The organism is Agrobacterium sp. 16-2014-1-2a (assembly GCF_053522705.1).
In genome coordinates, this window is the sequence record NZ_JBNWBX010000001.1 from 505,018 (window position 1) to 516,997 (window position 11,980).

Genomic DNA, 11,980 nt, shown 5'->3' on the forward strand with positions numbered 1-11,980 from the left:
CAGAAAGCCTTGGACCGGCTTGCAGAAAAACTGATTTGAAGGCCCGTCAACGCCGCACTTGATCATCCGCCGCATGGACCTGTCTGCTGTCGGTCGGGGCCTCCTCCCTCTCCTTCAAACCATAGTCCCGCATCACGGTGGCGATACGCAGGCGGTAATTGCAAAAGACGCCGGACCGTCCCAGCGACTGTGCTGCTCGATGCGGCGCGGTGTTGCGCCATGCCTTCACCGCCTCCTCATCCCTGAAGAATGACAGCGAAAGCATCTTGTCGGGATTGCTGATGCTCTGAAAGCGTTCGACGGACAGGAAGCCGTCGATGGTTTCGAGCTCGGCGCGCAGGCTGGCGGCAATATCGAGATAATGCTGTTTTTCGCCCTCAGCCGGCCAGACCTCGAATATGACGGCGATCATCGTCCGGCTCCGCCGTGCGGCGCAGATGCCAGCCTCAGGAACAGCCTGTCCTCACGGCGGATGAATTGCTCGCGCCGGGCGAATTCATAATTTTCCCGCCCTGCCGGGTCGGCGGCAAGTCGCGCCCGGTAGGCTTCGTACGCGGCAAGGTTTTCGATGTTATAGACGCCGTAGGCAATAGTGCTCGATCCCTCTTTCGGCGCGTAATAGCCGATCAGATCGGCGCCGCAGCGCGGTATCGCCTCACCCCAGTTGCGGGCATATTGATCGAAAGAATCGACCTTGAAGGGGTCGATCTCGTAACGGATGAAACAGGTCAGCATCGGCAGTCTCCTCGTGTTCTGCCTTCCCTGTCTACGCCATTGCCTCACATCAATGCTTCGGCTATCATCGAACTATGAAAGACGGACCCTTGATCGCAAATGTCGCCGCCCTGATCGGCGACCCCGCCCGCGCCAACATATTGACGGCGCTGATGGACGGACGCGCGCTGACGGCAAGCGAGCTTGCCGAAGCCGCCGGCGTGACCCTGCAGACCGCCAGCGGGCATCTGTCAAAACTCTCCGACGCCCAATTGCTCAAAGCGGAAAAACAGGGGCGGCATCGCTATTTCCGGCTTTCCGACGCGGATGTGGCGCAGGTTCTTGAAGCGCTGATGGGACTTGCGCAGCGCACCGGGGCCGTGCGCGTGCGTACCGGACCAAAGGACACCGCGCTTCGCGAGGCGCGCATCTGTTACGATCATCTGGCCGGAGAAAGCGGCGTGGCACTGCTTTCGACTATCACCGCAAAAGGTCTCGTAACGTCAGGCGACGATCCCGCACTTACGGATAGCGGGCGGGATTTCTTCTCGAGCTTCGGCATTGATCTTTCGCCGCTGGAAAAGGCAAGGCGCCCGGTTTGCCTGCATTGCCTGGACTGGAGCGAACGTCGTCACCACCTCGGCGGCGGGCTCGGCGCATCGCTTCTTAAAGCCATGCAGCAGCGCGACTGGCTGCGGCAAGGAAACGGGCGCGTGCTGACCTTCACCACAAAGGGTGAAAAGGCCTTTGCCAGCACCTTTGGTTGCTCGCCCGCCTGATCCCCGCCAAGGGGAGAAGAACCGAGGGCTTATTTCAGCCAACCAGCAATGCGCCCAACGGCCTCGGCAATATCCGACACCGAACCCGCATAGGAAATGCGCAGCGCCCTGTGGCCCTCCTCTGGATCGAAATCCATGCCGGGCGTCGCCGCCACGTCGATTTCCGCCAGCATGCGTTTGGCGAAATCCATGCTGTCATTGGAAAAGCGGCTGGTATCGACATAGGCGTAAAATGCGCCATCCATGGGAGACGCCAGCGGCAGGCCGATTTCCGGAAGGCGAGTCATCAGGAAATCGCGGTTGGTGCGGTAGCTTTCCCGGTAGACGTCCAGTTCCTCCGCCGCCGAAAAGGCTGCGGTTGCCGCCAGCTGGGATAGTTCCGGCGGTGAAATATACAGGCTCTGAGCAAGACATTCGACCGGACGGACGAGTTTTTCCGGCAAGACCATCCAGCCGATGCGCCAGCCGGTCATGCAATAATATTTCGAGAAGGAATTGATGACGACGGCATTGTCGGTGAGTTCGAGCGCGCTCGTTTCCTCGCCGACGAAAGTCAGGCCGTGGTAGATCTCGTCGGAAATGAAGGCGATATCCCGGCTTTCACAATAGTTTGCCAGCCGTTTCAGCGCTTCGCGGCCAGTGACCGTGCCAGTTGGGTTGGCCGGGCTTGCCAGGAGCACGCCCTTCAACTTGCAACCCGCCCTGGTTTCCGCCCGCTCGAGGCTGGCAGGCGTCAGCGTATAGCCGGTTTCCGCCGTTACCGGCACTTCCACGACATTGAGGCCAAGCGCTTTCAAGATATTGCGATAGGCGGGATAACCGGGCCTTGCGATCGCGACATGATCACCGGCATCGAAAAGGCTGAGGAAGGCGAGGTTGAAAGCGGCAGAAGACCCTGTGGTAACGGCAATGCGCGCCGGATCGACGATAACCTGGTGGCGCAGCCGGTAGTGGCCGGCAATCGCTTCGCGCAGTTCACGCAGGCCCAGCGCATCGGTATAGCCGATCCGCCCATGCTTCAGCGCCTCCTGCGCGGCCGCCAGAGAGGCTTTCGGTGCGGGATGGGAAGGCTGGCCAACCGCCATGGAAATGACGGGGCGTCCCGCCTGCCGTCGCCGGTTCGCCTCCGCCAGAATATCCATGGCGTGAAAGGGTTCGACTGCGCTCCGCTTCGACATCGTTATCAAGGGCATGCTCTTTCCTGAACCGTATTTCAGAGACTTGCCCCAGAATCACACGCTTCACAATCGTGCGACCATAATGCGGACAACTATTTTTGGCGTATGGCATTTGGCTTAAAGTAAGGTAATTGCATCATAACATTCATGAGGCATTGGCCGCACAGTATGAGGACCGATATGGCGCATCTTCTCCGTTCAACCCTTCTCGCCAGCGTAACGGCCCTTTCCATGGCTTTCGCTTCTCTGCCCGCCCATGCCCTCGATGACAAGCAGAAGAAGGAATTGGGTGAGTTCATCAAGCAATATCTGATTGAGAACCCCGAGATCATGCTTGAAGTTCAGGACGCGCTTGAACGCAAGCAATATGCGACCCGCAACGCCAAGGCGGCGGAAGCCGTGGCCGACAACCAGAAGACCATCTTCGAATCGAAATACGATCTGGCGCTCGGCAATCCGGACGGCGACGTCACGCTGGTCGAGTTCTTCGATTACAATTGTGGTTATTGCAAACGCGCCATGGGCGACATGGACAATATTCTGAAGACGGACAAGAAAGTACGCGTCGTGCTCAAGGAATTCCCGATCCTCGGGCCGGAATCGGTCGCCGCGCATCGGGTCTCCAACGCCGTCAAGCTGCTTGCGCCTGCCAAATATCCCGAATTCCAGCGCGCCTTGCTGGGCGGCCGCGGACGGGCGAATGAAGACAGCGCCATGGAAGTCGCGACGTCGCTCGGTCTCAAGGAAGCCGACATCCGCAAATCGATGGCAGAAAATCCCAACGACGCGCAGGTGCAGGAAACCTACAAGCTCGCCAACAGCCTCGGCATAACAGGAACACCGTCCTATATCGTCGGCAACGAGGCCGTTTTCGGCGCTGTTGGTGCGGACCCGTTGAAGGAAAAAATCGCCAATATGCGCAGCTGCGGAAAAGCCACCTGCTCCTGATTCCGCAAAAAGCCGCTGCATTCCCTGTGGATGCCGGGCCTGCCGGCTGTTTACGGCTTTCGGGGGCTTTTCCTTGAAGGCTGCGCAGTCTATAGGTGTCGCTGATTTTCTTATGGAAACACGAATGGGCAACATCATCATCGTCATCAACGGCCCCAATCTCAACATGCTGGGAAAAAGGGAACCGGGTATCTATGGTGGCAAGACGCTGAAAGACATCGAGAATGATTGTCTTGCTGCTGGTGCAGATCTCGGGTTCGCTGTGGAATTCCGCCAGTCCAACCACGAAGGCGTGCTCGTGGACTGGTTGCATGAGGCGGGAGAGAGGGCGGCAGGTGTCGTCATCAATCCCGGCGCCTACAGCCACACCTCGATCGCGCTGCATGACGCCATTCGTGCGATTTCCACGCCCGTCGTGGAAGTGCATATTTCCAACATCCACGCGCGGGAAGAGTTCCGTCACAAATCGATGGTATCGCCCGCCGCGAAGGGCATGGTCTGCGGTTTCGGACCATATGGCTACATCATGGCGCTTCACGCGCTGAAGAACATCACGGCATAAAAAGAAACAAAGAATAGGGTTTGTCATGTCTGAAAAGAAACAGGGTATCGACAAGGAACTGATCCGCGAGCTCGCGAATATCCTCAACGATACCGACCTTTCGGAAATCGAAGTGGAGCAGGAAGACCTGCGCATCCGCGTTTCCCGCGCCGCTCCGCCCACCACGGTATATGCCGCAGCGCCCACCGGTTACGCAGCACCGGCGCCAGCCCCTGCAGCGGCGGCAGTTGCCGCTCCGGCAGCACCTGCGGTCGCCGCAGCACCTGCCCGCAACCCGGCCAATACCGTTACCTCGCCAATGGTCGGCACGGTTTACCTGTCGCCTGCTCCGGGCGCACGTCCGTTCGTCGAAGTGGGCGCGACCGTCAAGGAAGGCCAGACCATCCTCATCGTCGAAGCCATGAAGACCATGAACCAGATCCCGGCTCCGAAGTCCGGCAAGGTCGTGGAAATCGTCGTCAACGACTCACAGCCCGTGGAGTATGGTGAAGCTCTCGTGGTCATCGAATAAAGGCGGTTCAGCATGGTTTCGAAGATCCTCATAGCCAACCGCGGCGAGATTGCGCTGCGCGTCCTGCGCGCTGCCAAGGAGCTTGGCATTCCGACAGTCGCCGTGCATTCCACCGCAGACGCGGACGCCATGCATGTGCGCCTTGCCGACGAAAGCGTGTGCATCGGCCCGCCGCCTTCGCGTGACAGCTACCTCAACATCCACCAGATCGTTGCGGCCTGCGAAATCACCGGTGCGGACGCCGTTCACCCCGGTTACGGCTTCCTGTCGGAAAACGCCAAGTTCGCCGATATCCTCGACGCGCACGGCATTACCTTCATCGGACCGACCGCAGAGCATATCCGCCTTATGGGCGACAAGATCACCGCCAAGCAGACGGCACAGGAACTCGGTATTCCCGTGGTTCCCGGCTCCGACGGCGAAGTGAAGCCCGAGAATGCGCTCGAAATCGCCCGGACGATCGGCTTCCCGGTCCTGATCAAGGCGACGGCAGGTGGCGGCGGTCGCGGCATGAAGGTGGCGAAGACGGAAGCGGATCTCGACGAGGCGGTCTCGACGGCCCGCTCCGAAGCGGCAGCTGCCTTCGGCAACGACGCCGTTTATATGGAAAAATACCTCGGCAAGCCGCGCCATATCGAAGTGCAGGTTTTCGGCGACGGCGAAGGCAACGCCATTCATCTTGGCGAACGCGATTGCTCGCTGCAGCGCCGTCACCAGAAGGTGCTGGAAGAGGCGAACTCCCCGGCCCTTACCGTTGAACAGCGCATGAAGATCGGCGAAATTTGTGCAAGCGCCATGCGCAAGCTGAAATATCGCGGTGCAGGCACCATCGAGTTCCTTTACGAAAACGGCGAGTTCTATTTCATTGAAATGAACACGCGTCTTCAGGTGGAACATCCGGTGACGGAAGCGATCACCGGCATGGACCTCGTGCAGGAACAGATCAGGGTTGCTTCGGGACAGGGCCTGTCGGTGACGCAGGCGGATATCGAATTCCATGGCCATGCCATCGAATGCCGTATCAATGCCGAAGACCCGCGCACATTCGTTCCCTCCCCCGGCACGTTGACCTATTTCCATACGCCGGGCGGCCTTGGCGTGCGCGTCGATTCGGGTGCCTATCAGGGCTACAAGATCCCGCCTTATTACGACAGCATGATCGGCAAGCTTATCGTTCACGGTCGCGACCGTGACGAATGCATCCGCCGTCTGCGCCGGGCACTGGACGAGTTCGTCGTCGACGGCATCAAGACCACGCTCCCGCTTTTCCAGGATCTTCTTCAGAACGAAGATATCCTCAGCGGCAATTACGACATTCACTGGCTGGAAAAATACCTGGCCGGTGATGCGTCTCACTAAGAGATATGGTTGGGCGGCGCAGCAAAAATAACGGCATAACCGTCGATATATTGCTGCGCGCCTATTCCGCCGGCCTGTTTCCGATGGCCGATTCGGCTGATGATCCCGAGCTTTTCTGGGTCGAGCCGGAAATACGCGGCATAATTCCGCTCAACGATTTCCACATTTCCAAAAGCCTCGCCAAGGCGATGCGCAAGAAGCCGTTCGAGATACGCTTCAATACCGCTTTCGAAGCGGTGATGGCAGGATGTGCGGCCGAAGCGCCGGACAGGCCGAGCACTTGGATCAACGCCACAATTCGCAAACTCTACACCGAACTGCACCAGATCGGCCATGCCCATAGTGTCGAGGCGTGGGATGGCAAGGAACTTGTCGGCGGACTTTACGGCGTATCGCTTGGGGCCGCATTCTTCGGCGAGAGCATGTTTTCCCGCCGCACCAACGCCTCGAAAATTTGCCTCGTGCATCTGGTGGAGCGGCTGAGAGCAAGCGGTTTCGTGTTGCTCGACACTCAATTCACCACCGAGCATCTGAAGACATTCGGCGCGATCGACGTGCCGAAGCAGCAATATGCGAAAATGCTCGATCAGGCCGTCAACCAGCCAGACCTGCAATTCTAAAAATCATAACGTTACGTTATTTGCTTGCCGTTGAGGGAGCGGGAACTTCGGAGTCCTGCTTGCAGCCCGTCAGCCATACGTCATAGATCGGGTGTTCGACAGCATTGAGGCCGGGGCTGTCGGCGAACATCCAGCCGGTGAAAATCCGCTTGATCTTGCGGTCGAGAGTGATTTCATCCACCTCGATGAAAGCATCGATCTTCTGGGCTTCCGTCTGGTCGCGCGAGTAACAGACCTTAGGCGTCACCTGGAGTGCGCCGAACTGAACCGTTTCGTCGATATAGACATCGAAAGACGTAATGCGGCCGGTGATCTTGTCGATGCCGGAAAACACTGCCACGCGGTTTTCGAGACGGGCGGCGGAGACGGGCGATACGAGGATGACAGCAGAGACCGCTGCAAACAGCGAGACTGTCAGCGCACGCAAAGAACGATCCCGCGTGAATATCCTCATACGATATGTCTCCAAAAAATTGCCTGTGTCGGGACGACGACCGGATCAACGCGTAAGGGCGGAATGTGGCAAAAACCGGTGAGGTCGTGTGCCAAGCGCGGCGTTTTGCACAACACCGCGCATCACAATGCTCATTTTTCCCCTGCTCAGTTGCCGGGGGTCCAGGCGTCGTAGTCGCCGGTTACGCGTGGACGCTCGCCTGCGACCGCCAGCGATCCCTGTGGGCGATAGGCCTTGGATGTGCCGGTGAGGTTGGCCTGATGCGCCTTCTGCCATTCCCGCGGAACGTATGTTTCCTGGCTCGGCGGCACGTCGGTGCGGTAGTGCATCCAGCCATGCCAGCCGGGCGGAATGGCCGAAGCTTCGGCATAACCGTTATAGATCACCCAACGGCGCGGCATGCCCCAGGAGGTGGTGCCGCCTTCGTAATAGGTGTTGCCCAACTCGTCCTGTCCGACCTTCTTGCCGAAACGCCAGGTGTGAAACCGCGTTCCGATCGTCTGGCCGTTCCACCAGGTGAAGATTTGCGTCAGGAGAGTCTTCATTATGCGTTCCTCGGGCTTGAATGCGCCGCAGCGATTTTCCGTGCACGGCACAAGACAAGCTTATGCCGCCCCTCACGGCGATTGTCCAGTATTTCCCGATATATCCGCGCTATTTCAGCTTCATCCTGAAACCGAAATGCCGCTTCTCGAAACCCAGCCGCTCGTAAAAGCGATGGGCATCGAGCCTCGCCACGTTGGAGGTGAGCTGCACGGCTTTCATGCCCCTGGCGCGCGCTTCATCAAGGCAATAGTTGATCATGACTGCGCCGATGCCACGGCCGCGCATGTCGGGCCGCGTCTGCACCGCTTCAATCACCATGGATTTGGCGCCGCGCCCGATAAGCTTGGTCAGGATGGCCGTCTGGAAAGTGCCGACGATCTCGCCGTCCAGTTCCGCCACGTAAAGCGTCTCGGTGGGGGACGCCTCGATATCGCGGAAGGCCGCGAGATAGTCCGGCAGCGCCGATTCGTCGGTCGTATCGCCGTGGCCTCCGATTTCGTCAGCGGCATAGATGGCCGCGAGTGCGGGAACATCCTCTTGCCGTGCCGCGCGGATTACCAGCGTATCTAATGTCGCATTCATCGTTTCAGGCTCTTTTCCATGACGATACCGGGAAAACCATCGATACCCGCCATGCGCTCGATTCGGTCAACCTCGGTAAATCCGACGCCTTCATAAAAGGCTATTGCGACAGTATTTTTGGGCTCCACTTCCAGACGCATGATTTCCGCATCCGGAAAGCAGGTTTCAAGCTCGGCGAAGAGATCGCGGCCGACCCCCTGACGCTGGAATTCGGGCCCGACATAAAGCTGGTGCAACAGGGCCGTCTTGCTCATCTTCGCAGACATGGAAGCATATGCCATACCGCCGATCTGCCGGCCATTATCGGCCACCAGAAATTCGCCGCCCTTTTTCTCGATGCGGTCCTTCATGGCCTGTGGCGAATGCCATGCGGCAATCAGCTCCTTCACCTTGTCTGCGCCGTAGATCGCGTCATAGGTCGCATGCCAGGTGGTAGCCAGAAGCGCCCGGACCGGCTCGATATCGCGCTGGCTTGCCGTGCGTATAAAAAACATGATGTTTGCTCCGTCTCGAAACAGAAATGCCGGGCGTGATCCCGGCATAAATCAATGTCAGTCCCAGTGCTCGACGTCATCCTCGGGCTTATGCCGAGAATGACGGATGAGAACTTGCTACTTCAATGCCTTTGTACAGGCACGGGAAGCAGCGTCCGCTTACTCGTCCTCGATGCCGAGCTTGGCCTTCACCAGCGCCTGCACGGCCTGCGGGTTGGCCTTGCCGCCCGTCGCCTTCATGACCTGGCCGACGAACCAGCCGGCAAGCGCCGGCTTCGCCTTCACCTTCTCGACCTGATCTGGGTTGGCGGCGATGATCTCGTCCACGGCCTTTTCGATGGCGCCGGTATCCGTCACCTGCTTCATGCCGCGCGTCTCGACGATTTCGGCCGGGTTGCCGCCCTCGTTCCAGACGATTTCGAACACATCCTTGGCGATCTTGCCGGAAATGGTCTCTGCCTTGATGAGATCGATAATGCCGCCCAGCTGTTCGGGAGAAACCGGCGTCGTCTCGATGTCCTTGCCTGATTTGTTCAGCGCACCGAGAAGATCATTGATGACCCAGTTGGCGGCGGCCTTCGGGTCGCGGCCGGCAGCAACCGACTCGTAATAATCGGCGATCGCCTTTTCCGAAACGAGGATCGAGGCGTCGTAGACCGACAGGCCAAGATCGGCGACGAAACGGGCTTTCTTGTCATCAGGCAGTTCCGGCAGATCGACCTTCAGCGCCTCGACGAAAGCATCGTCGAATTCCAGCGGCAGCAGGTCCGGATCAGGGAAATAGCGATAGTCATGCGCGTCTTCCTTGGAGCGCATGGAACGCGTCTCGCCCTTGCCGGGATCGAACAGGCGAGTTTCCTGATCGATGACACCGCCGTCTTCGAGAATGGCGATCTGGCGGCGCGCCTCATATTCGATGGCCTGGCCGACGAAGCGGATGGAGTTGACGTTCTTGATCTCGCAGCGCGTGCCGAAACCTTCGCCGGGACGGCGCACGGAGACGTTGACGTCGGCGCGCATCGAGCCTTCGTCCATGTTGCCGTCGCAGGTGCCGAGATAACGCACGATGGACCGCAGCTTGGTGAGATAGGCCTTTGCCTCATCTGACGAGCGCATGTCGGGCTTGGAGACGATTTCCATCAGCGCCACGCCCGAACGGTTCAGGTCCACGAAGGACATGGTCGGGTGCTGGTCGTGCATGGACTTGCCAGCGTCCTGCTCCAGATGCAGGCGCTCGATGCCGATCTCGATATCCTCGAAATTGCCCTGACGATCCGGACCCAGCGAAATCGTGATGATGCCCTCACCGACGATCGGGTCCTTGAACTGCGAAATCTGGTAGCCCTGCGGCAAATCCGGATAGAAATAGTTCTTGCGGTCGAAGATCGAACGGTTGTTGATCTTGGCCTTCAGGCCGAGACCGGTGCGCACCGCCTGCTTGACGCATTCCTCGTTGATGACGGGAAGCATGCCGGGCATGGCGGCGTCCACCAGCGACACGTTGGAGTTCGGCGCATTGCCGAAAGTGGTCGAAGCGCCGGAAAACAGCTTGGAATTGGAGAGAACCTGCGCATGCACCTCCAGGCCGATCACGATTTCCCAATCGCCGGTGGCGCCGGGAATGAAGCGTTTCGGGTCGGGGGTGCGCACGTCTACAAGGGTCATATGAAGCTCACGATATACGGGTTCTTTGGCCTTGGTGGGTAGAACAAATGGAGCGCGGGCGCAAGACATCTTGCACCCTGTCGCGCCAGGCACCGGATTTTCGCCGAAACCGGATACGCGTTTTTTACGGTTCTCAGTTTCTATTCACGTCATGACCATGATCGCTCTCTGCTTCATGACCTATATGGCCTTCAATCTTTTCGTCTTTCTTGTCTATTGGTGGGACAAGGAGGCCGCAAGAAAGGGTGGCTGGCGCATTCGGGAAAGTACTCTGTTATTGCTTGCTTTCATTGGCGGCAGCTTGGGCGCAGTCTCGGCTCAACAACTGCTGCGCCACAAAACCCGCAAGGAACCCTTCCGCAGCATCCTGATATCCATCGTAATTTTACAGGTGGGCCTTGTCGCGTCCCTTGCCATCATGCCGGACTGGCCGATACGGCTTGTAACCGGCCTGCAGACGCTCTCTCAGAACCCCGGCCCATAAAGGCCGCTCTCGACCTCGACCAGCTGCTTTTGCAGGCCGACGGATTGCACGTCGCGATCAAGCTTTGGCGCATAGGAGACGGAGAGCCAGTGGACGCTGTAACCGTGATGACGGAAAAAGGCGACCGCCGGTTCGTTCTGCGCATGGGTTTCAAGCCGGATGGTTTCGAAATCACGTTGCAATATCTGCCGTTCGATATCCGCAAGCAGGAGGCTGCCTATACCCCTGCGCTGAAAATCCGGATCGATCCAGAAATCGGAAATCGCCTCGTTGAAATGTTCCCGCGCCGCCCATCCGGCAACCGCGCCGCCGAACTCGGCCACGCGGATGGCAAGCCAGGACGAGCGGGTGAAATTGGAAAAGGCACTGGCTGCGTTATCGTAAAGCGTCGCGGTAATGCCGAGCGCCGTTGTGGCCTGCCGCCATGCCCTGAGGCCGATGGCTGCCAGAACCTCCGCTTCCTGCTCCTGCGCATTGCGAATGACGATCAAGCCGCGCCCTCCATGGCCCAACGAAGTAAAGCACCGGCGGTGCGATTCGGCCAGTGCGGTTTCCACACCGCCCTGCCCGCCCGGTCGGGTGATGCCCGTGGGACTTGACCGCGCAGGTCTCGCCCGCTAACCAAAAAGAGCAAACAAGGAGCTTTTATGTTCGCTCAATCGGAGTCCCGGTAACGGCCCTGCCCGCAAGTTTCTTGCGCGCCGGGCCATGATGAAACCGACCTGGATGCCTTAACGGCACCCGGACTTGTTTTCATGCGTCTAGAAGACGCCGACCGGATTTCCGACAATGGACATTTCCCGCGCCGAACAGCGCATTCTTCACCTGCTCGCCCAGGGCGGCAGCATCGAACTCGTTCGAGACGAAAAACTCGCGCTCTATACGCGCGACGGCTGGATTTTCAGCGGCCTCGATCTCCTCACCTTCCGCAAACTGAAACGGAAGAGAGCCATCGCCTCCTCGGGCGGCAAGCCTTACCGCATCACGACGCGTGGCTTGGAACTCGTACGGGGTGAGCTGGACAATCGATAAAAACAAACGGGCGGCACTTGATGCCGCCCGTGACAATTATAGAGCTTTTTTT

17 protein-coding genes are annotated in these 11,980 nt (G+C 58.9%); 8 read left to right on the top strand and 9 right to left on the bottom strand.

Annotated features, from left to right (window positions below; genetic code table 11):
* Window positions 1-46: 46 nt before the first annotated feature.
* Window positions 47-412, bottom strand: coding sequence for an antibiotic biosynthesis monooxygenase family protein (locus ACQZ45_RS02465; protein WP_097171845.1), 366 nt, complete (start codon window positions 410-412; stop codon window positions 47-49).
* On the bottom strand, window positions 409-735 hold the full coding sequence (locus ACQZ45_RS02470; protein ID WP_111799027.1) for an NIPSNAP family protein: 327 nt from the start codon (window positions 733-735) through the stop codon (window positions 409-411). The genes ACQZ45_RS02465 and ACQZ45_RS02470 overlap by 4 nt, the downstream gene beginning before the upstream one ends.
* Before the next feature lie 74 nt (window positions 736-809).
* Between ACQZ45_RS02470 and ACQZ45_RS02475 the strand changes: the two genes are divergently transcribed.
* The gene (locus ACQZ45_RS02475; protein ID WP_038490782.1) at window positions 810-1,493 is read left to right on the top strand and encodes an ArsR/SmtB family transcription factor; all 684 of its coding nucleotides are present in this window, start codon (window positions 810-812) and stop codon (window positions 1,491-1,493) included.
* A gap of 29 nt (window positions 1,494-1,522) precedes the next feature.
* Here ACQZ45_RS02475 and ACQZ45_RS02480 read toward each other — a convergent pair whose 3' ends face one another.
* Window positions 1,523-2,680: a pyridoxal phosphate-dependent aminotransferase gene (locus ACQZ45_RS02480; RefSeq protein WP_041694532.1), complete on the bottom strand. Its 1,158-nt coding sequence runs from the start codon at window positions 2,678-2,680 to the stop codon at window positions 1,523-1,525.
* A gap of 171 nt (window positions 2,681-2,851) precedes the next feature.
* On the opposite strand from ACQZ45_RS02480, the gene ACQZ45_RS02485 reads away from it, so the two are divergent.
* The 5 genes from ACQZ45_RS02485 to aat all read left to right on the top strand — a co-directional run bounded on the left by ACQZ45_RS02485 (window position 2,852) and on the right by aat (window position 6,671).
* Window positions 2,852-3,619, top strand: coding sequence for a DsbA family protein (locus ACQZ45_RS02485; RefSeq protein WP_038490779.1), 768 nt, complete (start codon window positions 2,852-2,854; stop codon window positions 3,617-3,619).
* Window positions 3,620-3,743: 124 nt separating this feature from the next.
* Entirely contained in the window at window positions 3,744-4,181 is a 438-nt protein-coding gene (aroQ, locus tag ACQZ45_RS02490) for a type II 3-dehydroquinate dehydratase (protein WP_019565501.1), read from the top strand.
* 25 nt (window positions 4,182-4,206) lie between these two features.
* On the top strand, window positions 4,207-4,692 hold the full coding sequence (gene accB / locus ACQZ45_RS02495) for an acetyl-CoA carboxylase biotin carboxyl carrier protein (RefSeq protein WP_003512759.1): 486 nt from the start codon (window positions 4,207-4,209) through the stop codon (window positions 4,690-4,692).
* Window positions 4,693-4,704: 12 nt separating this feature from the next.
* Entirely contained in the window at window positions 4,705-6,051 is a 1,347-nt protein-coding gene (accC, locus tag ACQZ45_RS02500; RefSeq protein WP_013635980.1) for an acetyl-CoA carboxylase biotin carboxylase subunit, read from the top strand.
* A 5-nt stretch (window positions 6,052-6,056) separates the two neighbouring features.
* Window positions 6,057-6,671 carry a leucyl/phenylalanyl-tRNA--protein transferase gene (gene aat / locus ACQZ45_RS02505; protein ID WP_003512757.1) on the top strand — a complete coding sequence of 205 codons (615 nt, stop codon included), beginning with the start codon at window positions 6,057-6,059 and terminating at the stop codon, window positions 6,669-6,671.
* Between the two features lie 16 nt (window positions 6,672-6,687).
* On the opposite strand, the gene ACQZ45_RS02510 is transcribed toward aat, so the two are convergent.
* The 5 genes from ACQZ45_RS02510 to gatB all read right to left on the bottom strand — a co-directional run bounded on the left by ACQZ45_RS02510 (window position 6,688) and on the right by gatB (window position 10,412).
* The gene (locus ACQZ45_RS02510; RefSeq protein ID WP_013635979.1) at window positions 6,688-7,125 is read right to left on the bottom strand and encodes a DUF2155 domain-containing protein; all 438 of its coding nucleotides are present in this window, start codon (window positions 7,123-7,125) and stop codon (window positions 6,688-6,690) included.
* 146 nt (window positions 7,126-7,271) lie between these two features.
* Window positions 7,272-7,670 carry an NADH:ubiquinone oxidoreductase subunit NDUFA12 gene (locus ACQZ45_RS02515; protein ID WP_013635978.1) on the bottom strand — a complete coding sequence of 133 codons (399 nt, stop codon included), beginning with the start codon at window positions 7,668-7,670 and terminating at the stop codon, window positions 7,272-7,274.
* A 109-nt stretch (window positions 7,671-7,779) separates the two neighbouring features.
* The gene (locus tag ACQZ45_RS02520; protein ID WP_113157638.1) at window positions 7,780-8,253 is read right to left on the bottom strand and encodes a GNAT family N-acetyltransferase; all 474 of its coding nucleotides are present in this window, start codon (window positions 8,251-8,253) and stop codon (window positions 7,780-7,782) included.
* Window positions 8,250-8,747: a GNAT family N-acetyltransferase gene (locus ACQZ45_RS02525; RefSeq protein WP_003512751.1), complete on the bottom strand. Its 498-nt coding sequence runs from the start codon at window positions 8,745-8,747 to the stop codon at window positions 8,250-8,252. The genes ACQZ45_RS02520 and ACQZ45_RS02525 overlap by 4 nt, the downstream gene beginning before the upstream one ends.
* Before the next feature lie 159 nt (window positions 8,748-8,906).
* Window positions 8,907-10,412 (bottom strand): Asp-tRNA(Asn)/Glu-tRNA(Gln) amidotransferase subunit GatB, encoded by a 1,506-nt coding sequence (gatB, locus tag ACQZ45_RS02530; protein WP_003512750.1) that lies wholly within the window; start codon window positions 10,410-10,412, stop codon window positions 8,907-8,909.
* Window positions 10,413-10,563: 151 nt separating this feature from the next.
* On the opposite strand from gatB, the gene ACQZ45_RS02535 reads away from it, so the two are divergent.
* On the top strand, window positions 10,564-10,896 hold the full coding sequence (locus tag ACQZ45_RS02535) for a DUF1294 domain-containing protein (RefSeq protein ID WP_025593287.1): 333 nt from the start codon (window positions 10,564-10,566) through the stop codon (window positions 10,894-10,896).
* Here the strand turns inward: ACQZ45_RS02535 and ACQZ45_RS02540 are convergent.
* On the bottom strand, window positions 10,878-11,387 hold the full coding sequence (locus tag ACQZ45_RS02540) for a GNAT family N-acetyltransferase (RefSeq protein WP_003512748.1): 510 nt from the start codon (window positions 11,385-11,387) through the stop codon (window positions 10,878-10,880). The genes ACQZ45_RS02535 and ACQZ45_RS02540 overlap by 19 nt on opposite strands.
* Before the next feature lie 298 nt (window positions 11,388-11,685).
* Between ACQZ45_RS02540 and ACQZ45_RS02545 the strand changes: the two genes are divergently transcribed.
* Window positions 11,686-11,928: a YjhX family toxin gene (locus ACQZ45_RS02545; protein WP_113291487.1), complete on the top strand. Its 243-nt coding sequence runs from the start codon at window positions 11,686-11,688 to the stop codon at window positions 11,926-11,928.
* Window positions 11,929-11,980 lie beyond the last annotated feature (52 nt).

Excerpts from the sequence above, each read along its gene's own strand:
- ACQZ45_RS02520 (WP_113157638.1), bottom strand. The coding sequence starts at position 8,253 with ATGAATGCGACATTAGATACGCTGGTAATCCGCGCGGCACGGCAAGAG.
- ACQZ45_RS02525 (WP_003512751.1), bottom strand. The coding sequence starts at position 8,747 with ATGTTTTTTATACGCACGGCAAGCCAGCGCGATATCGAGCCGGTCCGG.
- accC (WP_013635980.1), top strand. The coding sequence starts at position 4,705 with ATGGTTTCGAAGATCCTCATAGCCAACCGCGGCGAGATTGCGCTGCGC.
- ACQZ45_RS02465 (WP_097171845.1), bottom strand. The coding sequence starts at position 412 with ATGATCGCCGTCATATTCGAGGTCTGGCCGGCTGAGGGCGAAAAACAG.
- ACQZ45_RS02545 (WP_113291487.1), top strand. The coding sequence starts at position 11,686 with ATGGACATTTCCCGCGCCGAACAGCGCATTCTTCACCTGCTCGCCCAG.
- ACQZ45_RS02485 (WP_038490779.1), top strand. The coding sequence starts at position 2,852 with ATGGCGCATCTTCTCCGTTCAACCCTTCTCGCCAGCGTAACGGCCCTT.
- aat (WP_003512757.1), top strand. The coding sequence starts at position 6,057 with ATGGTTGGGCGGCGCAGCAAAAATAACGGCATAACCGTCGATATATTG.
- gatB (WP_003512750.1), bottom strand. The coding sequence starts at position 10,412 with ATGACCCTTGTAGACGTGCGCACCCCCGACCCGAAACGCTTCATTCCC.
- accB (WP_003512759.1), top strand. The coding sequence starts at position 4,207 with ATGTCTGAAAAGAAACAGGGTATCGACAAGGAACTGATCCGCGAGCTC.
- ACQZ45_RS02510 (WP_013635979.1), bottom strand. The coding sequence starts at position 7,125 with ATGAGGATATTCACGCGGGATCGTTCTTTGCGTGCGCTGACAGTCTCG.
- ACQZ45_RS02515 (WP_013635978.1), bottom strand. The coding sequence starts at position 7,670 with ATGAAGACTCTCCTGACGCAAATCTTCACCTGGTGGAACGGCCAGACG.
- ACQZ45_RS02470 (WP_111799027.1), bottom strand. The coding sequence starts at position 735 with ATGCTGACCTGTTTCATCCGTTACGAGATCGACCCCTTCAAGGTCGAT.
- aroQ (WP_019565501.1), top strand. The coding sequence starts at position 3,744 with ATGGGCAACATCATCATCGTCATCAACGGCCCCAATCTCAACATGCTG.
- ACQZ45_RS02535 (WP_025593287.1), top strand. The coding sequence starts at position 10,564 with ATGACCATGATCGCTCTCTGCTTCATGACCTATATGGCCTTCAATCTT.
- ACQZ45_RS02475 (WP_038490782.1), top strand. The coding sequence starts at position 810 with ATGAAAGACGGACCCTTGATCGCAAATGTCGCCGCCCTGATCGGCGAC.